The following is a 19,737-nucleotide window of genomic DNA, read 5'->3' as shown; positions in this document are numbered from 1 at the left end:
TCGCCGCTACGCTGCTCGGCCGCTTGCGCGAGCCCGAGGCATTTGCCCCCGTGATCAGACACCACAGCCTACCCCTGCGGTGTTTCAGTGACTTTCTCGGAGCCCCTCTTCCTTGGGCTGCTAAACTGTCTCCGAGCCTGCGCGGGCGGTGGCGATCTCTGCATCAAGAGCCGACGAGGCCGCGCCGGGCTTTTTTCCCATGCCAGCAATGAGCCGATATGCGGCAGGGGTCAGCACCAGCGTGAACACCGTGGCAAACCCAAGCCCCCCGACGATGACCCAGCCAACGGCAGCGCGCGCCTCTGCCCCCGCACCGGTCGCCAGAACCAGTGGCAGCCCCCCGAGCACGGTAGACACCATCGTCATCATGACAGGCCTGATCCGCAGGAGCATGGCGTCGCGGATGGCACTGTCGATGTCTTGACCGGCGGCCCGAAGCTGGTTTGCAAATTCCACGATAAGGATGCCGTTTTTGGCCATGACGCCCACGAGAAGCACCAGCCCGATCTGGCTGTAGTAGTTCAGCGACCCACCCGTCAGCGAGATGGCGAGCATTGCAGCTGCGATGCCGAAGGGCACAGTCACCATGATCGAGACGGCGCTGGTGACGCTCTCGAATTGCGCGGCAAGCACAAGCAGCACGATCAGAAACGCCACGCCGAACACCACCATGAACCCTTGCGTGCTTTCGTCAATCGCTGCCGCCTCTCCGAGCAGGATCAGATGCGTGCCTGCGGGCAGGACCTCTCCGGCGATCACCTCCAAACGCTCGGCGGCTTCGCCCAGCTCGACACCTGCTCCAAGGTTTGCCTGCGCCGATATGGCAGGCGTCTGAGCCTCGCGGTCAAGCGACGCAGGGGCTGCGACATGGCTCAGACGCGCAACGGAGGATAGCGGGATGTATGCCCCCTCGGACGAACGGGTAAAAATCGCCTCCAGGTCGGAGGGATTTTCGATCACAGTGCCACCGGGAACGACGGTGACATCGACCTCTTCGCCCTCCAGAAAGACGGTGGTGGCCGTGTGATCTTCGGTCATCATGTTGATTGAGCTGGAGATGCTTTCGCTATCCAATCCGAGAGCCCGGGCGGCGTCGCGGTCGATTTCAAGCTCGAGGACGGGCTCAATCTGCTCGTCCGAGAGCTGGGGGTTGAGAAAAGCGGAATCTGCTTGCATTGCAGACACGAGTGTTGCGGTCGCGTCTTCCAGAACGGCGCGGTCTTGTCCGGCCACCGCAAATTCCAGACCGCCTCCTCCGCCACCGCGGATGTTGAGACTGTTGCTGGATCGCACAAACGCGGTCAGGCCGGGGACGCTCCCCATTTTTCGGCTGACATCAGCCATGACCTCTTGTTGCGACGTGCCACGGTCAGCCCAGTCCGCCAGCCGCACGATCACGAAGGCCATGCCGCTGCCGCCCCGGCCGGTCATGGATTGGACCGTGCTGATCACACCCGTCTCGCGGTAGGGTGTCAGGATGCCTTCGATTTGCGATATGACAGTCTCAAGCACGTCAACACTGTCTCCGGAAGAAGAGCGCGCCATGACCATGAAGAACCCACGGTCTTCACTTGGGGTCACTTCCGAAGGCATGTCGCGGGCTGCGCCCAGTGCGATGATCGCGATCGCCCCTGCAATGCACAGGGCGAGGATTGGGGCCTTGATGGTCCGGTCCACAAGAGCATCGAAGCCGCGTGCAAGGACGCTCGGGCGCGTCGCCTTTCCGTTGTCCAGATCGTGCCGACCAGGATCGACGATCGCTGCAAGCACCGGCGCAAGGACAAGAGCCGCTACGGAAGACAGCGTGACACTGAACGCGAGAACAAACCCGAACTCCTTGAAAACTCCGCCGGCTTGTCCCGGCAGAAAGGAGATGGGGATAAAGACCGCCGCAAGCGTCGCCGTTGTTGACAGCACCGCGAAGAAGACCTCGCTGGTGCCCGCGACCGCAGCGGCCCGCCTGCCCATCCCTTCGCGACGCTTACGCACGATGTTTTCGACGACGACGATTGCATCGTCCACCACCATGCCGGTTGCCAGCACAAGGGCAAGCAGCGTGATGGTGTTGATCGAGAATCCGGCCATCCAGATGGCTCCGATGGTTCCGACCAGAGCCACCGGTATCGTGATGGTCGGAATGATCGTCGCCCGAACGGAGCCGATGAAAGCATAGATGGTCAGGATCACAATACCCGTAGACATGGCGATCGATCCCACGACTTCCTTGATCGATTGTTCAATGTAAACGCCATCATCAGAGGTGACGGTCAACAAGACGCCCGTCGGCAGGACCGATTCAAGATCAGAAACAGCCTGCTTCACCGCACGGGATATGCTCAGGGTGTTGCCCACCGACTCGCGTACGATATCGATGCTAATGGAAGGCTGACCATCGACATAGGCACTCGAAGTCTGGCTCTCGGCTGCTAACTGTACGAATGCCACGTCGGAGATCCGCGTTGTCCGGTCGATCTGCAAGGCTCCGATATCCTCGACTGTGGCATCCGGGCTAGCCGAGCGCAGGGTCAAGGACCCGGTTCCCGTATCCAGCGCGCCAAGCGGCGTATCATCGCGCAGGTCCTGGAGCGCCGTTGCAATATCGTCGAGCGATAGCCCCCGGCTTTGCAGGGAAGTCATATCGGCCTCAACCCGGAATTCCTGCAGCTGGTTGCCGGTCACAGTAACCTCGGCCACCCCGTCGATGACCGATAGCTGATCGGTGACGATGCCCTCGGCAATGCTTGTCAGCTCTGGGATTTCGGCCGACCCGGAAAGGGCAAGTCTGACGATCGGATCGGCATCGGAATCGTTCTGCGACACGGTCGGCTCATCCATGTCCTCGGGCAGTTGCCGGACCGCTTGGGATACAATTTCGCGCGCCTCGTTCGTGGCGGCATCGACGTCGACACTTTCGTCCAGATCGATCGTGATCCTGCTCGAACCGAAGCTAGAGGTAGAGGAGATATTCTTCAGGCCTTCGAGGCGGCTCAGGGACGCTTCGAGCACCGCAGTCACCTGCCGGTCAACGATTTCTGCCGATGCTCCCTCGTAGCTGGCGCGGACCGACAGCACCGGCTGGTCAACTTGCGGCATTTCCCGCACATTGACGCCGAACAAAGCGACTGCACCCGCAATGACTATAAGGAGGTTGATGACGATCGCGAGCGTGGGCCTGCGCACGAAAAGGTCGATCATGCCGGTCCGGGGCATGGCGGGAACAATCTTCATCAGCTGGCCACCCTTGCGAGGGCTTTTCTATCGGCGGCGGGCGACGTGCTCTCCGCTGCCCCAATCAATGGCTGACGGCCCTCACCCGAAGGATCGTTGCTTTCGGAAGCGATCGGGGCACCTTCCTCTATCCGCGTGCTCCCGTCGAGCACGACCTGGTCATCAATAGTCAGATCACCCACGATCCAAGCCATATCGTCCTGGCGCATGCGCACTTCTACCGGAACGGACGTGGCAATTCCGTCGCGCACCGCCCAGACCTGTGCGCCCTCGCTGGTCCAGTTCAAAGCTGTCCAGGGAACTTGAGGCAGTGGCGCACTCTCGTTCGAAAGCCGCACGGAAAAACTCATGCCTGGCCAGAGCTGGCCGTCACTATTGTCTATCTCGGCCTCCACAGTCACCGTGCGTGTGGTCTCGTCTATACGGCTGCCAAAGGCAGTGATCACAGCCGAGAAGCTGCGGCCGTCAAGGGCGGGGGTAGTGGCCTGAACCTCGCGGCCCACTTCAAGAAGATCGACCGCGCGTTCGGGAAGGTTGAAAGAAAGAACAATCCTGCTTGCATCGTCGATCGTCACGACCGGATCACCCGCCGCGAGCCTGTCGCCGACACGGGCGTCCGACAATCCGATCCGGCCAGAAATCGGTGCCACGACGGAAAGCTGGTCAAGGGCATAGCGCGCCATCGCCACGCCAGTCTCGGCCAGCATCATGGCCGTCTCGGCCTCTTGCACGGTCGTGTCGGCAACCGCCCCGCTGCCCGAAGACGCAAGCGAGCGATAGCGGTCGAGGGTGCGTTGTGCGCTCTCGAGCTCGACCTGTGCAACTCTCAACTCGATTTCTTCCAACTCAGATGCAAAGCGCAGAAGAACATCGCCTTGTTCGACAAAGGCGTTGGCAACCAGGGTGGCCTCCACGATCTGGCCTGCGGCCTCTGAAGTCACAGCGACGCTGTCGCCAGCCCGCGAGGTGCCGATGGCCGTCAGGACTTCCTGATAGGACGCCGAAACGACTGGAATCAAGGAAACGGACGCCGAACCAGCCATTGCACGCGGCCCTCCGGCCCCAGCAGGGCCCGGCCGCCCGGACCCGGCAGCCGAGAAGGTGCCTGCAAGTTCTTCTGCAGTCATTCCGGCGTCACCGAACGGAAGTCCGAAGGTTCCGGAATAGGCCGCGGCCAAAATCGCCGCCCCAAGAACTGTTTTCAAAAGGTTATGCATGCGGTTAATACTCCTCGGGTCGTTGATGCCACCAACCGTCTGCACGCCACAGTCATCGCGATTGTAGCGCGAGGGTGCGGAACGCAGACAGGTCCAGTAAACGGCGTATTCGGGTTCAAGCGGGTGGAGCCGTGAATGGGCGATGAAGCTGGGGCGGCCAATCTGACCGCCCGTGCCACATCTCAGTTCAACGCAGGGCAGACAGCGCGCCGATTACCGCAGCGATCATAGCGGTCTCGGTCGATATTTTGTAGACATTGTTGTCATGTCGAACATAGCGATAACCGCGACCTGGCGCGGGCAGGCCGTGGTCACGATAGTTCGTAAAGGCGCGGTAGCCCTGCGGCATCCGCTGTCCGGGCGCGAAGCGACGGGCACTTTGCTTAGGGGCGGGCCGACGGACTTCTTGCTTTTTGACTTGGCCCGGCGCGGCACGCACCGCGTTGCCGCGGTGGTTGCTATCTCTGTTCTGACGTTCAGCCTGCACTGCATTACCGCGGTCGTTGTTATGTTTCCTCGGAGGATCAGCCTGCGCTGCGCCCGACAGGGCGATCATCGATGCAGTGGCGGCGAGAATGAGACGTTTCATAGCCATTTCCTTTCGGCTTTGCTTGCTTAGATGAACTTTATACGAAGCTCGCAGCGCCTTCCGTCGCTTATGCGTAAATAGCGCACAGTACTTGCGGACGAAGGCGTCCGCGCAGTTCTGGACTCTTCAGCCGGAGGAACCGACACGCAAAGCCAGTGGCTCAACCGGATGCGAGAAAGAAGTTATCCGAATATCGCCGCCGCCTGGGCAAACAAGAACGCGCGGATGTTTGGTCGCTTTTCCAAGGGTCACGCCCGTCGTTTTTTGTTTCTTAAACCCGATCTGTGACTCGGAAAAGTCGACACAAATGCCTTAGGGACGATCACGGAGAAGCAAGCAGTCAAGGGTGCGACAGCCTGAGCTGGGTGCCTATGAGGCAGAAGCAGTTGGGCCAACAGTCCCTCATCCACGGGCGGACGAGCACGCGCCGGCGATAGGTCAGAAAGGCAAGGCGGTCGCGCCTGACGGATCTAAACCCACCGATCGACTGTGATGGCTCAGGCCAACACCGGTGTCGCGCGGCAGGCGGACAGGTCTGACCACGCCTGTTCAAGCTCCCGGACCAGCCGGGTCACGACTTGGCCCGCGCTTTCCTCGCGGTCAGCGTGACCGATGGCGGACGACATCGACACCAGTCCACGGTCAACATTACCGTCGACATAGGCAAAGTCCCGTCCGTGGCGACCGCTGACCAGCGTGCCGAAATCCGCGTGCTTTGCGTTCTCGCCCAGAGTGCGTTCCATCTCTCGAACCTGTTTCGCCGTGTCGTTGTCCAGCACACGCCAAGTGTCCTTGAGTGACCCTAAAATCGCGACTGAATCGTCCATGCGCGCAGCGACCATGCGTGACTTGTAGTTGGGGTGCGCATCAATTTCTGTACTGGCAAGAAAGCGGCTGACCACCATGGCCGCCTCTGCGCCCTGGGCCAAAGCCCCAAGGATCTGGGCTCCGGTCCCGATCCCGCCACCAAGGACGAGGGGAACGCTAATTTCTCGGACTGCATGGGACAAAATAATATGACCAGGGTGTGGATTGATGCCAGGGTGACCACCGGCCTCCATTCCGACAATAGTGATCGCGTCCACCCCCGATGCCGCCGCCTTGATCGCGTGGCGCAGTTGGGTCGACTTGTGAATCAGCACGCCACCGCCATCATGTATCTGCGCGATCAACGCGCCCGGGTGACTGCCTGCAGTTTCGAACCGTGTAATTCCGTGACGCTTTGCGATCGCAAGACAGATGTCGTTGATCTCGTTCGAGCGGAAGCGCGAGATCGAGAAATTCACGCCGAAGGGCGCGCCATCGGATAACTCGATGCAACGTATCAGATCAGCCTCGAAATCCGCAGGGGTCGCGTAGCTTTTCGGCGTAAGAAAAGCCATCACACCGGCACGTGCACAAGCCGCGACAAAATCGGATTTTGAATGCCACATCATGCCACCCACGAGAATTGGGTGACGCATGCCAAACAAGCGCGTCAGACGGGTCTGAAACATCTCAATCCCCCCGAAAAACGGGTTTTCTCTTTTCGAGAAAGGCATTCATGCCTTCGGTTCTATCGGCGCTGTCCATAATCATGGCCGCGCCAAAGCGCTCGTATTCCAGCCCTTCCAACATGCCGACCTGAAGACCTGAATTAACTGCCTGCTTGATGAAAGCGACTGACAGGGGTGGCTTTGCCGCGATTTCATCGGCCAGGTTCCGCGCTCCTTGCATCAGATCGGCCAGCGGTACGACGCGGCTGACGATGCCAAGAGCCATTGCCTCCTCCGCCTTGATGTGACGGCCAGTAAACATCAGTTCTTTCGCCAAAGGGGCGCCGATCAGTCGGGGCAACCGCTGCGTGCCGCCTGCCGCCGGCAGGACCCCCAGATTGACCTCGGGCAAGCCTAGTTTTGCATGATCCGCCGCAAAACGGATATCGGCGCACAGCGCAATCTCAAGCCCACCGCCAAGCGCGACACCATTGATCGCGGCGATAACCGGACGTTCGAAGGTTTCGATCAGGCAGGTCAGATCATGGGTAAACTTCTGTTTCGCGTAATATTCTGCACGCGGGGGACGGTTTCCCGCACGTTCTTTAATGTCGGCCCCTGCGCAGAAGGCGCGGTCGCCCGCGCCGGTCAAGATCACGCAGCGGATCCCGCGATCGTTCAGCATGACATTCTGGAAAACATCGTAAAGTTCGGGCTTCATCGCGCCGCCGAGGGTGTTCATTCGGTCGGGGCGGTTTAGCGTAATCGTGGCGACACCATTGTCGGCACGGTCATAGATCAGCGTTTCATACTCGGGCATTGGTCAGTCTCTCTGTAAAATATGAGCGATAGAGATCGAACCGAGCCCGATCATATGTGCCATGCCGATGCGCGCATCCGGCTGTTGCCGCACCCCGTTCTCGCCCCGCAGCTGGCGGGTAATCTCGTGAATCTGGCCCAGGCCTGTGGGGCCAAGCGGGTGCCCCTGGCCGATCAATCCACCAGAAGAGTTCACGCAGCAACGCCCGCCAATGGCAGAACTTCCGTCTTGCAGAAACTTCTGTCCTGCGCCTTTCGGCGCCAGGCCAAAGGTTTCGGTATATAGGATTTCCTCGATGGCAAAGGCATCGTGCAACTCAACGCAATCAAGGTCGGCAGCGCTAATCCCGGCCTCGTCGTAGACCTGTTCGGCCACACGCTGCGCAAGTGTGACCGAGGGGATCTCGCGGCCGACTTGAGGCATTTCAGACTGCAACGCTGAGGCGGTAACCCGGATCGGACGGCTGCCCGCGATGCCCAGCCTGCGGATGGCATCCTCGCTGGCCACGATAGCGGCAGCCGCACCCTCTCCGCGCGGACAGCACATCAGCGATGTCGTCGTCCCCGCCACAAGCGTCGAGGACAGCACCTGTTCCACCGTGCGGGGCTTGCGGAACTGCGCAAAAGGGTTCTTGGATGCGTTGGTGTGGTTCTTGGACGCGACCATCGCCAGATCTTCGGCGCTTAGTCCTTTTTCCTTCTTCAGGTATTCGGCCATCAATGCGTATTTGACCAGCGGAATGGTGGCGGTGTCCGACAACCGCGCGACATGTTCCTTTCCCGCGGCGCGGACCTGATCGCCGTACTTATCAACTCCTACAGCGATCGACACATCGCGGCGCCCTGCGGCGACCTCGATCACCGCCTGCTGAAAGGCCGAAGACCCAGAGGCAGACGCATTTTCGACTTGGGTGCAGGCCAACCCGGTGCTGCCCAGATGGTTAAACATGATCCGCCCTGCGGCCATCCCGATGCCCGTACAGCCGATGAACGCGCTTTCCACTTCTGGGAACGCGACGCCAGCGTCGTCCAAAGCGGCACGTACCGCAGTTAACCCCATTTCAATGAACAAAGTGTCCGAAGCAAACTGGTAGGGGTGCATCCCTACACCAATGACATAAACGGGGCGCTTCTGTGAAAGTGATACCATGCTCAGGCCTCCTCTGCCGGGGCGAAGCGACACGCCAGAACGGTCTCGCCGTCACGCTCGACCGGCTCGGCGCGGGCAGTAATCTTCATCCCATCTTGGTATTGTTCAGCCGCGCCGCTCAGCATGATCTCTTCGATCAGGCCCGGCGCGATCTCTGCCTCGCCGACGACACAGGGCACCTCCAGGCTCGGGGTCAGACGCGCATGCAAAGTCACAAATGAAAGCAAGGTGGCGCGTCCGGGCCGCGAGACTGCCAAGACTTCTTCTGGACGGGCACCGCAACGGGGACAGCCATAACCGGTCTTGGGAAAATGCAACTGATGGCAAGCGGCACATTCACCGAAGATCAGGTTCAACTCAGATCCCGACCCTGCACGTTCGAAGAGGCTTGGTTTTTCAAGGTTTAGCACATCAATTCCTCCGATTTCCACTCATGGGTAAAAAAAGTTACCAGCAAGCACAATAGAAAAACTTGATATAACTGAACATCCATGGAAAAAACTTACTCATTGGTATAATTGTAGACTAAGGATACGAAATGGAATTGGGTTTGGTGGGACGCACGGCGTTCATCACGGGCGGGGGCGGCGGAATCGGCCGCGCAACAGGGGCGATACTGGCGGGGGAAGGCGCAAACGTGGCTCTGATCGACATTTCGACAGAGGCGCTGGAAGCCGCGCGCGCAGAGATCGAGGCGGCATCGCCCGATGCGCGGGTGTGGACCGGACTCTGCGACGTGACCAACAAGGAATCGGTGGCGTCGGCTTTCCTCAACGCCGCTGAAGAACTGGCCCCCTGTGATATCCTGGTAAACAACGCAGGATTTTCGCGGGACAAGTACATGCTGAAGATGTCGGAAGACGATTGGGACGACGTCCACAACGTGGTGCTGAAGGCTGCGTTTCATTGCTGCCGTGCAGTCCTGCCGGGGATGATGGAACGCAACTGGGGCCGCATCATCAACATGTCCTCGATGGCTTACCACGGGACCAAGGGACAGACCAATTATTCGGCGGCCAAAGCCGGGCTGATCGGCATGACCAACGCCCTTGCGCGCGAAGCGGGGGCATTCAACATCACCGCGAATGCCATTGCACCGGGTCTTGTGGCCACGCCCCGTTTGAAGGCCAGACCCGACTACCAGAAACTGGAACAAAAATCCTTGTCGCTGACGCCGATGCCACGACTGGCGGTGCCCGAGGATATCGCAAAGGCGGTGCTGTTCTTTGCCTCGAACCTTGCGGACTTGGTGTCGGCGCAGACCGTGGCGGTGACCGGCGGACGCTGACCGCGCTGCAACGCGACATGCAACGGGGGCCACTGCGGCCCCCGTTTTTTTCCAAGAGAAACACATTCGCTCAGCGCTTCTCGATGCCGGCATCCGAGATAATCCGCGTCCAACGCTCTATCTCTTCGGCGACATAGGTTTGCATCTCTTCGCCGCGCATCATCCAGACTTCGGACTGCACCTTGTCGAAGGCATCTTTGACCTCTGGACTTTCCATAGCCGCCGCAAAAGCGTCAGCCAGGATTTCGACCCGCTCAGGCGGCGTACCAGCCGGTGCGAAAATGCCAGACCACGACCCGGTCTCTGCATCTGGGAAACCGGCCTCGGCCATGGTCGGGGCATCCGGGAACAGCGCAAGACGCTCTGCGGATGTTACGCCCAGGACCTTGACCGCGCCCGACTGCACATGACCCAACGTTGACACCGGGTAATCAAAGGCAATGTCCAGTCGACCGGCAATCAAGTCGTTCAGCATTGGCGCCGAACCCTTGTAGGGCACGTGAAGCACCTCGATCCTGGCCGCGTTCGCGAACAACTCAGACGCCAAATGGGTGCCGGTGCCGATCCCGGCCAGCCCGACAGTCACCTCGCCCGGATGCGCCTTGGCATAATCCACCAGCTCGGCCGGGGTGTTGTAGGGCATGTCCTTGTAAGCGATCAGCGTGTTCGGTGACGACCCCATCATGTGGACCGGAACAAAGTCCTCAAGGCTGTTATAGCGCAGGTCGGCGTAAAGCGATGGTGCCGCGGCCTGGGTGCCCAACGATCCGTAGATGATCGTATAACCGTCAGGGTCCGAACGGGCGACGTATTCGACACCAAGGGTGCCCCCGGCGCCGGGTTTGTTCTCAACGATAACGGTTTGGCCAAGAGCCTTACCGAACTCGGCCGCGATCAGCCGCGCCCGCGTGTCCGTAATGCCGCCCGGGCTGTAAGGCACGATCCAGGTCACCGGCTTTGTCGGAAAGTCCTGCGCGACGACTGTTGACGCACCAAGGCTTAGGGCAACAGCGGTGCCTAGTCTGATGATGAATTTAAACATGGGTCTCCTCCTCTTTGTTGTCAGGTCGTGGGGGTTGCGGCCAGTGCGGCGCGGCGTTTGCGTATCGACGCGCGCACGGTAAAGGCCACGATCAGTACTGCCGTAGCGAGAAGCCCGGCACTGATAGGTTCGGTAAGGAATACCGTCGCGTCACCACGCGACAGCAGCAGCGAACGTCTGAAATGCTCTTCAGCCATCGGGCCAAGCACCAAGCCCAGCAGCAGCGGCGCGGCAGGCAGGTGCAGAAGCTTCATGCCGTAGCCCATCACGCCGAAGACGATCACCAGCAGGATATCGACCGGGTTGTTCCGCGCCGAATAGGCACCAAGGCAGATGAAGAACAGAATGCATGGATACAGAATATGGTAGGGGATCAGCAGCATCCGAACCCAAATCCCGATCATCGGCAGGTTCAGCACCAGCAACATCAGGTTGCCGATCCAGAAACTGGCGATCAGCCCCCAGAACAGGTCGGGGTTCGTCTGGATCACCAGCGGTCCGGGCTGCACCCCGTGGATCAGCAGCGCACCCAATAGAAGGGCCATGGTGGCCGACCCGGGGATCCCCAGGCTCATCGTCGGGATAAAGGCAGCCTGCGCTGCTGCATTGTTCGCCGTCTCGGCTGCAGCAAGCCCTTCAATTGCACCGTTGCCGAACCGTTCAGGTGTCTTGCTGACGCGCTTTTCCAGCGAATAGGCGATAAAGGCTGCGATGGCCGCACCGGCACCGGGCAGAATGCCGATGATCGACCCCAGCACCGAGCCTCGCGCCATCGAACCGCGCGTGGCCTTCCATTCGGCCCCCGTGGGCCACATCGCCTTCCAGGATGTATCGACGGTCTGCCGTGTTGTCGCGAACTGGGTCGTGGTGAAGTTGACCAGAATTTCGGACACTCCGAACAATCCCATGGCCAGCACCACCAAGCTGATCCCGTCCAAAAGCTCGCGCGAGCCAAAGGTGAACCGCGCCACACCAGACTGGATGTCGGTGCCGACCAGCCCCAGCAACAGACCAACCACGACCATCGCGATACCCTTGACCGGCGACCCCTGGCTGAGGGTCGAGGCGGCCAGCAGCCCGAGTACAGTCATGGCGAAATACTCTGGACTGCCAAAGCTCTGCGCAACCGCGACCAACGGCGGTGCAAAGGCCATCATCAGCACAATGGCGAAGCAGCCGCCAATAAAGCTGGCCAGCGTGGTCATCGCCAGCGCTTTGCCCGCTTCACCTCGCTGCGCCATCGGGTAGCCGTCAAAACACGTCACGGCAGAGGTCACCGATCCGGGTAGGTTCAGCAAGATCGCTGCGGTAGAGCCGCCATAGATCGACCCGTAATAAATTCCCGCCAGCATGACGATGGCGTCGGTTGCGGACTGGCCAAACGTCAGCGGCATCAAAAGGGAGATCCCGGCCAACGCCCCGACACCGGGCAGGACGCCGATGAATGTGCCCAGCGTCACGCCGATGAAACAGGCCCACAGGCTCGACCAGGTGATCGCGACCGAGAACCCCATGACCATATTGTTGAACAGTTCCATCTTAGGCTCCTGGAAAAAGGTCGATATTAACGATGCCCTGGAACCCCATCACCAGCGCGGCAACGAAGGCACACAAGGCAACAGAGACGCAAAACAACGTCAGCGGGCGGAAGGTCCGATCTGCAAGGCCGGCCAGAAAAACGAGCGCAAAGATGGCGACAAAGGCCCCTGCCCGGTCGATCAACAGCGCGAAGGAAGCCAGCGATGCGCAAATAGACAGCAGCGCCCGCCAGGGCACAGTCGGCGCGATCGCCTGCGACAAGCGACCTTCGATGATCACCGCCAGCCCCAGAAGGGACAGAAGAATACCAAGCAGCATCGGAAAGATCGCGGCCCCGACGTTTCGCAGGGACCCGAAGGGATAGGTCAGACTTTCCACAGTGACCACGATTCCGAGCACCAGAATGATAAGTCCCGCCGCAAGCTCGAGCGTGTTGAAGCCGGCGATGCGGTGCGGTTCTTCAGTGTCTTGCAATTCCATCAGATCGTCTCTCCAAGACTGTTCAGTTCGGCTGCGGGCGGCATTTCATGGCGCATGCCGTTCAGCCGCACCGGGAAAGGAACGGCAGGACCACAGGCGGTTTCCACGATCAGATTGCGCGCCACAAAATGCGCCGAGGTGGTGGCCTCGGCGACGCTGAGCACCGGACTGGCGGGAACGTCGTGCCGAGCCATGACCGCCATTGCTTCATCGCGGGTCAATCCGGCCACAGCCTGCGCGATAGCGGAATTAATCCGTTCTGCCGCACCACGGCGCGCTGACAGGCTGGCATAAGACGGGGTCGCGAATTCACCCAGATCGACGGCCCTGCACAGTGCTGCCCAAAAGTGATCTTCCAGCGCTGCGACCGAAATATCCCCATCCTGACATGCAAAGACGCCGTAGGCCGGGCGCACCAAGGCTATCTGACGCTGTCCCGCAACGTCATCAACGCCCTGCACATTATAAACCCCACGACGCGGGTTTACCCAATGAGCCAAGCAATCGGTGATCGACAGATCTATGTACTGTCCCACACCAGTATGCATGCGATGCAGCAGCGCCGCCGTCACGCTGGCCAACCCGTAAAGCCCGCCGCCCAGATCTGCGACCGGCAGGCCGAAGGTGTGTTCGGGCGGCCCATCCGGCCTGCCGCAAAGCGAGGTCACCCCCGCTTGCGCAAGATAATTCAGATCATGTCCCGGCGCCGCGACCATAGGCCCAGTCTGCCCGTAGCCCGAAAGCGAGATGTAAACCAGACCGGGGTTAAGTTCACGCATCGCCTCATAGCCCAAGCCAAGCCGCGCCATTACGCCGGGCCGGAAGCCCTCGACCATGACATCGGCGTCCCGCACGATCTTTATCGCACGTTCTCGGTCGGCCACGTTCTTGAGGTCCAGCATGACAGAGCTTTTGCCCCGATTGACGATTTCAAACCCACCGGGAGAACTGCGCCGCATACCATCGCCGCCCGGTCGTTCGATCTTGATGACCCGCGCGCCCATCTCGGCCATCGCACCAGTCATGAACGGCCCCGGCAAAAGCTCGGAAAAGTCGGCGACTGTCACGCCTTCAAGCGGGCCGGTCACGCCTTCACCACAAGCACCGCGTCCAACGCGATTGCGCCCTCGCCCTCGGTGCCGACCCAGACAGGGTTAATATCCATCTCTATCAGCCCCGGCGTCGCCTCGGCAAAATCTGAGACACGTGCGATCAGTGCGGCCAGCGCCTCAAGATCACGCGTTGGTTGGCCCCGATAGCCGGTCAGCAAGCGTGCGGATTTCAACTCCCCGATCATGTCCATAGCCATAGCTTGGGTGATCGGCAGCATCCGACGGGTGACGTCAGCAAACATCTCGACATAGATACCACCCAACCCGAACGTCATGACCTGGCCAAATACGGGATCACAGGACACGCCGACAAACGCCTCGATCCCGCCCTCAGGAGCCATTGGCTCGATCAGCACTCCGCTCAGCTCTGCCTTGGGGCTGGCCTCACGGACATTGGTAATGATCTGATCGTACGCAAACTTGGCCGTATCGACTGTTTCACCAAGCCTGACACCGCCGACGTCGGACTTGTGAACGATCTGCGGGCTCACGATCTTCATCGCCAATCGACCGCCCATGGCCCCCGCAATACGGACAGCGTCTTCCGCGGTTTGCGCAATTTCAGGCGCCGTGACGGGCACACCCGCGGCTGCCAGCGCCTGCTTGCCCTCGATCTCGTTCAAGGTGCGGGTCGCGCCGGGCTCGCCGCCGGATCCGGTCCGTATAATAGCCGGGCGCCACTCGCTGTCCTGCGCCGCGCGCCAAGCGCCGTAGTCGACCCAGCGCCGCAAAGCTTTGCGCATGTTGCGCAGCGATTTCAGCGGCCCCAATCCGGCCCGGGCCAAAGTGTGATATCCCTCACCCTGCCGTTCCGACATCCATATCGGGACGATCGGCACATCAACGCCATCCTGCACGGCCTTCAGCGACTCGGCGTTCACGACGGAATAGCTGCCATAATCCATCGGCAGCGGTGCAAGAACCAGCCCCACGTTGGCATCCGCTGCGCAGGCAGCCAGCGCCTCGCGGTAAGCGTCAGGATGCGAGATCGAAATCGACGTCGTGTCGATAGGGTTGGACATATTGGCATAGGCAGGCAGCGCCTCGGCCAGACGCGCCGAGGTCTCGGACGTGAACTCTGCCAAAGTCAGCCCCGCCATGCCGACATTATCAGCGCACAAAGAAGCGGCTCCCCCAGAGCTGGCAAAGACGGCGATCTGTTCGTCCCCCGTGGGCATCTTCCGGCAGAACAGCATTGCTACGTCCACCAGTTCGTCCAGATCATCCACTTCGACAACGCCAAGCTGGCGGAAGACAGTAGAGTTGACCTCGGCCGATCCGGTGATCGACGCGGTATGCGATGCCGCGGCCCGAGCTCCGTATTCCGAACGTCCCACTTTAAGACCCACAACGGGTTTACCCCTCCGCGCCGCCTCGGCACAGGCGGCTGCAAACCGGGCACCGTCTTTGAACCCTTCGACAAGACAGCCGATCACCTTGATGTCGGGGTCCTGCGCCATGTGGTGCACAAAGTCGGCCACTTGCAGATCGCATTCGTTTCCGGATGACGACCACAGGCCGAACTGCGCACCACGTTCGTTGTGCTGAATCATGTTACGCCCCAACCCGCCGCCTTGGGTGGCCAGACCAATTGGCCCTGGTGCGATGTCATCCTTGAAGGCAGGGCTAAAGGTCATGCCAAGTGGCAAGTTCAGGTTCACCAGTCCCGGGCAGTTCGGCCCGTAAATACGAATTCCGCTGCGCTGCGAAATCTCGACCAGCTTCGCCTCTTCGGCACGCCCCCAATCGTCTGCTTCAGAAAAGCCAGACGTCAGGATAACCGCAAATGCACATCCAATTTCCCCGGCCTGCTCAACCGCAGCGCAAACACCGCCCGCCGGAATAACAACGACGACCACATCCGCCGGTTTCGGCAGCGACGCCACGTCCGGGTAGCAGGTCAACCCCATGACGCTGTCCTGCTTGGGGTTCACCGGATAAACCTCTCCCTTGAATCCCGAGTGTTCAACGATGTTCTGCATCGCGAGATTTCCGATAGAGTGCGGCTTTTCGGACGCTCCGATGACTACAATTGACCGAGGCGAGAACAGTCGCGTCAAGTTTGGAAAGACGTAGGGTTGATAGGCGTCTGTTAGCATCATGCTCTCTTTAAGTTATTGCGTTCAGGCCAAGGATCTCGCGCCCTGCGATAAGGGTTTGGATTTCTGACGTGCCCTCGGGGATCATCCCGCCGCGTGTGTCACGGAATATCCGCTCGATGGGGTAGTCCGTCGCATAGCCAAGCCCCCCGTGCACTTGAAGTGCCATGTCGGCGACCTCGAACGCGACCTGAGTGGCGTAGAGCTTGGCAATAGAGCAATCCTCACGGGCCTCTTCCCCGGCGTCCAACCGTGCGGCCGCAGTATAGGCCAGCGCGCGCGCCGCTTTCACACGGATCGTCATGTCAACGATGTGCTTCTGAATCAGTTGGAACGATCCGATAGGCTTGCCGAATTGCTTGCGCGTCTTCGCATACTCCACCGACAAATCCAGCGCCGCCTGGGCCTGACCAACTGCGCCCATCGCAATATTGACCCGCGCGGTGTTCAACCCTGCAAGGGTGCCGGACAACGCGCTACCCTCGTCACCAATGCGGTTTTCAACCGGCACTATGACGTTGTCGAACTCCAGCTCAGATGTTCCTGTCGGCCGCAGGGTCATCTTGGACACACGCCGGGCGGCGTACCCCTTGGTGCCCTTTTCCACCACAAAGGCAGAAAGCGCACCATCGCAATCCGGGCTATAGGTCCTCGCCACAACCAGACAAATGTCGGCATTGATCCCATTGGTGATCCACAGCTTCCGGCCATTGATCACATAATGGTCGCCCTTGAAATCCGCCCGCGCCTCGATCCCGCGCACGTTCGACCCGACGTTGGGCTCGGACAACCCTGTACAAGTGCGGATTTCGTTGTTCAGCAGCGGCTTAAGCCACCGATCCTTCTGCTCGGGCGTGCCGTAGCGTGACAGCTTCTGGATCGTCCCGTTGGTGATGTTGACGATGGTGCGAAGCGATCCCCAGCAGTATCCGGCGCTTTCCATCAGCATACCCCACGTGGTGAAGGGCAGATCAAAACCTCCGTCGGCCTCGGGTATGCGACCGCCGAGATAGCCAAAATCCTTTAGTTCGTCGAGGATTTCGAATGGAAAGGTGCACTCGTTCTCATGTTTGACAATCAGCGGCGTCACATTCGCCGCCAGCCACTTGTCCACCGTCTCTTTAAGCATGCGTTGTTCTTGATCTAGCAGGGCAAACATCAATGCACTCCCTGCGCGACGATCGAGCCTAGCCGATCGCGAGTCAGCCGCTTTCGTTCGACGCGCCTATAGGCGCGTCCGATTATGGACACTTTGGTCAAGTCTAAGTCCTCCCTGCCCCAGCGGTGCGCCGCAGTGGCATAAAGTGCGACGCCTATCCATTAGGAAAGGAACGCACCAAATTGCGATTTACCTACCTAAGGGGCCATAATTATACTCATACGTCAATAAATAAAATCATCAGTCAATAACTTGCCCCGAAGCACCATACTAGGATAGCAGGTAACCAGCCGCCGCGAGCCCGCGGCAAAAAGCGCAAGGAGATCCGCGTCATGGCCAACTGGAACGGCGTCGTTGCCAGCCGCGAGGAAGTCCGGGAACTGAAGCGGCGCGCAACCCTGAGGGTGGCAGCAACCATCTTCAACGAAAAAGGTTACCACGCGACGTCGATGGATGATGTTGCGGAGGAGGTCGGCGTTACCAAAACGGCGCTGTACTATTACTTCAAGAACAAAGAGCAACTGCTCTATGAGTGCCTAAAGTTATCCTACGATTGCGGGCAGACCGCCCGGATCGAAGCCGAGGCCTCGGATGGAACAGCGTTCGAGCGGCTGTGCTTTCTGTACCGCCGCTTCATGATCTTGCTGATGGAGCAGCGCGGCGCTTACACGACCATGTCCACAATCCGCGCCCTGCCCGAAGAAGCGCAGCGCGAACTGCTGGATCGGCGTCGTCAACTGGACCGCTACTCGCGCATGCTAATCGAACGCGCAATTGCTGAAGGCGATCTGCGAGCGGTGAACGTGCGGGTCACTTCGAACCTGTTCCTTGGGGCGATGAACTGGATTCTGCGTTGGCATAACGAGGATGACGGAATGTCACCGGAAGAGATTGCTGACCAGTTTCTTGACCTGTTTCTCAACGGCATCGTCAGCGCCAAGCATGAAGGTTCTGACCCAGACGCGGAGCTCTTGTAGCCCGTGACCGTTTCCGGTGGTGTAACCTTCCTCGACGGCATCAATGTGCTAAGGTTGGTCTGCATTGATCCGCAAAGCGAACAGCAATCATATCGGATATTGCCATGGTAGGACCCGATTTAGCAAAGAATAAACCAAATGTTTGGACCTGACGGATCAGCTTGAACAGTTCTGCGCAAAAAATTTCGACATATGCAGGGTTTGACACTTTCAGCCAAATTCTGCGAAGCGTAGCTGCGATGAAAGCTTGCCGCGTGACTTCCCCTTTTGGTTTAGGCCACTTGGACGATCACTGTGGTGACGAGGGCAGGTGGATGTGGTTCTCGGCGGTTTTGGCGGTCGGGATCTCTCGCGGCAATGCGCTCACCGAAGGAACTGAGGAAACGCAACCTCGTCTCGAGACGACTTCGGATGTAGTATCCCGTTCACTACTTGCAGAATATCACTGCCATAGTAAGTGATAGCGCGCATGGTTTCGCTAGGCGTTCGCGCGGCCGGACAATCAGGCACAGGCCAATTTAACCACGCCTGCGGCAACAGGCTGGCGACGATCCCCAACACTTGTCTGGAGGGCCGCTTGGACAACACCTTGTCCCTTTTAGGGACATTTTTGCACAACTCCCTGCCGGGCAGTGGACAAGCAGAAATGGATCGCCGCATTCGAGAACACCGCCCATTGTGTGCGGTCTTATCTCAACTTACGCCTACCCGGCTTTCTGGCGCTCTAACGCTTCCATCGCCGCCTTTACCGCTTCGGGATCGCGTTTGGTGTGGGGGTTGGCCGAGGTGAGACCACCGTCAACCACGATCGCCTCGCCGTTGACATAGCTTGCCAAATCCGAAGACAGAAACAGCGCGACACTTGCCACCTCTGCCGAGGTACCACCCCGTCGCTGCGGGTTCAGGATGCCCATCTTGTCCAGATTTCCAGTGGCCCGCGCCATATCGTAAAACCGCTTGGTCATTCCAGTTTCGATCAGTCCCGGGCAAATGGCGTTTACGCGGATGTTTGTCTCGGCCATCCCCTGCGCTGCGCTCTTGACCAAATTGATCACCCCCGCTTTAGACGCGGAATAGGCGGGTGGACCCGAGCCTGCCCGCAGACCGGCGATTGACGCGGTGACAACAATCGAGCCGCCCCCCTGGCGTTTCATCGCGGGCGCGGCGTGTTTGATGGCCAGGAACGGACCAATCAGATTGATCCGCAGCACCTCGGCCCATTGTTCCGGCGTCGCGTCTGTAAAGTCGAGCGCCGGACCGCCGCTGATGCCTGCGTTGGCGAAAAAGATGTCGAGGCGTCCAAATTCGGTTTCGGCCAAATCCACGGCAGCCTTGATATCGGTGTCGTTGCCCGCGTCCATTTCCATAGCGACGGCGCGACCGCCCCCGCCGGTGATTTCGGCCACCACGTCACTGACACCCGGATCACGGTCGCACGCGATAACTGCTGCGCCAGCGTCGGCAAACATCTGGACCGCTGCGCGCCCGATGCCCGATGCAGCACCGGTGATGATGGCGACCTTGCCTGTAATGTCCGTCATATAGTCTTCTCCCTTGTTGCAA

General features: G+C 59.8%; 16 protein-coding genes. 2 read left to right on the top strand and 14 right to left on the bottom strand.

Annotation, left to right across the window (positions count from 1 at the left end; genetic code table 11):
* Nucleotides 1-120 precede the first annotated feature (120 nt).
* From SULPSESMR1_RS21015 to SULPSESMR1_RS20985, 7 genes are all read right to left on the bottom strand, one after another.
* On the bottom strand, nucleotides 121-3,228 hold the full coding sequence (locus SULPSESMR1_RS21015) for an efflux RND transporter permease subunit (RefSeq protein WP_089423028.1): 3,108 nt from the start codon (nucleotides 3,226-3,228) through the stop codon (nucleotides 121-123).
* Nucleotides 3,228-4,445 carry an efflux RND transporter periplasmic adaptor subunit gene (locus SULPSESMR1_RS21010; protein WP_089423027.1) on the bottom strand — a complete coding sequence of 406 codons (1,218 nt, stop codon included), beginning with the start codon at nucleotides 4,443-4,445 and terminating at the stop codon, nucleotides 3,228-3,230. The genes SULPSESMR1_RS21015 and SULPSESMR1_RS21010 overlap by 1 nt, the downstream gene beginning before the upstream one ends.
* Before the next feature lie 187 nt (nucleotides 4,446-4,632).
* Entirely contained in the window at nucleotides 4,633-5,034 is a 402-nt protein-coding gene (locus SULPSESMR1_RS21005; protein WP_157729080.1) for an RcnB family protein, read from the bottom strand.
* A 497-nt stretch (nucleotides 5,035-5,531) separates the two neighbouring features.
* Nucleotides 5,532-6,530, bottom strand: a complete 999-nt coding sequence (locus SULPSESMR1_RS21000; protein ID WP_157729079.1) for an NAD(P)H-dependent flavin oxidoreductase — start codon at nucleotides 6,528-6,530, stop codon at nucleotides 5,532-5,534.
* 1 nt (nucleotide 6,531) lies between these two features.
* Nucleotides 6,532-7,329, bottom strand: a complete 798-nt coding sequence (locus tag SULPSESMR1_RS20995) for an enoyl-CoA hydratase/isomerase family protein (RefSeq protein ID WP_089423024.1) — start codon at nucleotides 7,327-7,329, stop codon at nucleotides 6,532-6,534.
* A 3-nt stretch (nucleotides 7,330-7,332) separates the two neighbouring features.
* Nucleotides 7,333-8,478: a thiolase family protein gene (locus SULPSESMR1_RS20990; RefSeq protein WP_089423023.1), complete on the bottom strand. Its 1,146-nt coding sequence runs from the start codon at nucleotides 8,476-8,478 to the stop codon at nucleotides 7,333-7,335.
* 2 nt (nucleotides 8,479-8,480) lie between these two features.
* Nucleotides 8,481-8,888, bottom strand: coding sequence for a Zn-ribbon domain-containing OB-fold protein (locus SULPSESMR1_RS20985; protein WP_089423022.1), 408 nt, complete (start codon nucleotides 8,886-8,888; stop codon nucleotides 8,481-8,483).
* A 128-nt stretch (nucleotides 8,889-9,016) separates the two neighbouring features.
* Between SULPSESMR1_RS20985 and fabG the strand changes: the two genes are divergently transcribed.
* Nucleotides 9,017-9,766 carry a 3-oxoacyl-ACP reductase FabG gene (gene fabG / locus SULPSESMR1_RS20980; RefSeq protein ID WP_089423021.1) on the top strand — a complete coding sequence of 250 codons (750 nt, stop codon included), beginning with the start codon at nucleotides 9,017-9,019 and terminating at the stop codon, nucleotides 9,764-9,766.
* A gap of 70 nt (nucleotides 9,767-9,836) precedes the next feature.
* On the opposite strand, the gene SULPSESMR1_RS20975 is transcribed toward fabG, so the two are convergent.
* The 6 genes from SULPSESMR1_RS20975 to SULPSESMR1_RS20950 form a co-directional block, all read right to left on the bottom strand.
* Nucleotides 9,837-10,808 (bottom strand): Bug family tripartite tricarboxylate transporter substrate binding protein, encoded by a 972-nt coding sequence (locus SULPSESMR1_RS20975; protein ID WP_089423020.1) that lies wholly within the window; start codon nucleotides 10,806-10,808, stop codon nucleotides 9,837-9,839.
* Between the two features lie 20 nt (nucleotides 10,809-10,828).
* Nucleotides 10,829-12,346 (bottom strand): tripartite tricarboxylate transporter permease, encoded by a 1,518-nt coding sequence (locus tag SULPSESMR1_RS20970; RefSeq protein ID WP_089423019.1) that lies wholly within the window; start codon nucleotides 12,344-12,346, stop codon nucleotides 10,829-10,831.
* A gap of 1 nt (nucleotide 12,347) precedes the next feature.
* A complete protein-coding gene (locus SULPSESMR1_RS20965; protein ID WP_089423018.1) occupies nucleotides 12,348-12,827 on the bottom strand; it encodes a tripartite tricarboxylate transporter TctB family protein in 480 nt (159 codons plus the stop codon).
* Nucleotides 12,827-13,915, bottom strand: coding sequence for a CaiB/BaiF CoA transferase family protein (locus tag SULPSESMR1_RS20960; RefSeq protein WP_157729078.1), 1,089 nt, complete (start codon nucleotides 13,913-13,915; stop codon nucleotides 12,827-12,829). The genes SULPSESMR1_RS20965 and SULPSESMR1_RS20960 overlap by 1 nt, the downstream gene beginning before the upstream one ends.
* Nucleotides 13,912-15,921, bottom strand: a complete 2,010-nt coding sequence (locus tag SULPSESMR1_RS20955) for an acetate--CoA ligase family protein (protein WP_240311242.1) — start codon at nucleotides 15,919-15,921, stop codon at nucleotides 13,912-13,914. Before SULPSESMR1_RS20955 ends, SULPSESMR1_RS20960 begins: the two co-directional genes overlap by 4 nt.
* A 127-nt stretch (nucleotides 15,922-16,048) precedes the next feature.
* On the bottom strand, nucleotides 16,049-17,167 hold the full coding sequence (locus SULPSESMR1_RS20950) for an acyl-CoA dehydrogenase family protein (protein ID WP_089423239.1): 1,119 nt from the start codon (nucleotides 17,165-17,167) through the stop codon (nucleotides 16,049-16,051).
* 362 nt (nucleotides 17,168-17,529) lie between these two features.
* Between SULPSESMR1_RS20950 and SULPSESMR1_RS20945 the strand changes: the two genes are divergently transcribed.
* Nucleotides 17,530-18,174 (top strand): TetR/AcrR family transcriptional regulator, encoded by a 645-nt coding sequence (locus SULPSESMR1_RS20945; protein WP_089423016.1) that lies wholly within the window; start codon nucleotides 17,530-17,532, stop codon nucleotides 18,172-18,174.
* Nucleotides 18,175-18,878: 704 nt separating this feature from the next.
* On the opposite strand, the gene SULPSESMR1_RS20940 is transcribed toward SULPSESMR1_RS20945, so the two are convergent.
* Nucleotides 18,879-19,715 carry an SDR family NAD(P)-dependent oxidoreductase gene (locus SULPSESMR1_RS20940; protein ID WP_089423015.1) on the bottom strand — a complete coding sequence of 279 codons (837 nt, stop codon included), beginning with the start codon at nucleotides 19,713-19,715 and terminating at the stop codon, nucleotides 18,879-18,881.
* Between the last annotated feature and the right edge of the window lie 22 nt (nucleotides 19,716-19,737).

Origin of the sequence: Pseudosulfitobacter pseudonitzschiae (genome assembly GCF_002222635.1) — a bacterium.
Classification (GTDB): Bacteria; Pseudomonadota; Alphaproteobacteria; order Rhodobacterales; family Rhodobacteraceae; genus Pseudosulfitobacter; species Pseudosulfitobacter pseudonitzschiae_A.
The sequence above is the reverse complement of the archived record's forward strand: the minus strand, read 5'-3'. Positions and strand labels throughout refer to the sequence as shown.

What these genes read in the sequence shown, in the direction of transcription:
- SULPSESMR1_RS20955 (WP_240311242.1), bottom strand. Translation starts at nt 15,921, where the DNA reads ATGCAGAACATCGTTGAACACTCGGGATTCAAGGGAGAGGTTTATCCG.
- fabG (WP_089423021.1), top strand. Translation starts at nt 9,017, where the DNA reads ATGGAATTGGGTTTGGTGGGACGCACGGCGTTCATCACGGGCGGGGGC.
- SULPSESMR1_RS21000 (WP_157729079.1), bottom strand. Translation starts at nt 6,530, where the DNA reads ATGTTTCAGACCCGTCTGACGCGCTTGTTTGGCATGCGTCACCCAATT.
- SULPSESMR1_RS21015 (WP_089423028.1), bottom strand. Translation starts at nt 3,228, where the DNA reads ATGAAGATTGTTCCCGCCATGCCCCGGACCGGCATGATCGACCTTTTC.
- SULPSESMR1_RS21010 (WP_089423027.1), bottom strand. Translation starts at nt 4,445, where the DNA reads ATGCATAACCTTTTGAAAACAGTTCTTGGGGCGGCGATTTTGGCCGCG.
- SULPSESMR1_RS20945 (WP_089423016.1), top strand. Translation starts at nt 17,530, where the DNA reads ATGGCCAACTGGAACGGCGTCGTTGCCAGCCGCGAGGAAGTCCGGGAA.
- SULPSESMR1_RS21005 (WP_157729080.1), bottom strand. Translation starts at nt 5,034, where the DNA reads ATGAAACGTCTCATTCTCGCCGCCACTGCATCGATGATCGCCCTGTCG.
- SULPSESMR1_RS20975 (WP_089423020.1), bottom strand. Translation starts at nt 10,808, where the DNA reads ATGTTTAAATTCATCATCAGACTAGGCACCGCTGTTGCCCTAAGCCTT.
- SULPSESMR1_RS20970 (WP_089423019.1), bottom strand. Translation starts at nt 12,346, where the DNA reads ATGGAACTGTTCAACAATATGGTCATGGGGTTCTCGGTCGCGATCACC.
- SULPSESMR1_RS20950 (WP_089423239.1), bottom strand. Translation starts at nt 17,167, where the DNA reads ATGCTTAAAGAGACGGTGGACAAGTGGCTGGCGGCGAATGTGACGCCG.
- SULPSESMR1_RS20965 (WP_089423018.1), bottom strand. Translation starts at nt 12,827, where the DNA reads ATGGAATTGCAAGACACTGAAGAACCGCACCGCATCGCCGGCTTCAAC.
- SULPSESMR1_RS20990 (WP_089423023.1), bottom strand. Translation starts at nt 8,478, where the DNA reads ATGGTATCACTTTCACAGAAGCGCCCCGTTTATGTCATTGGTGTAGGG.
- SULPSESMR1_RS20995 (WP_089423024.1), bottom strand. Translation starts at nt 7,329, where the DNA reads ATGCCCGAGTATGAAACGCTGATCTATGACCGTGCCGACAATGGTGTC.
- SULPSESMR1_RS20940 (WP_089423015.1), bottom strand. Translation starts at nt 19,715, where the DNA reads ATGACGGACATTACAGGCAAGGTCGCCATCATCACCGGTGCTGCATCG.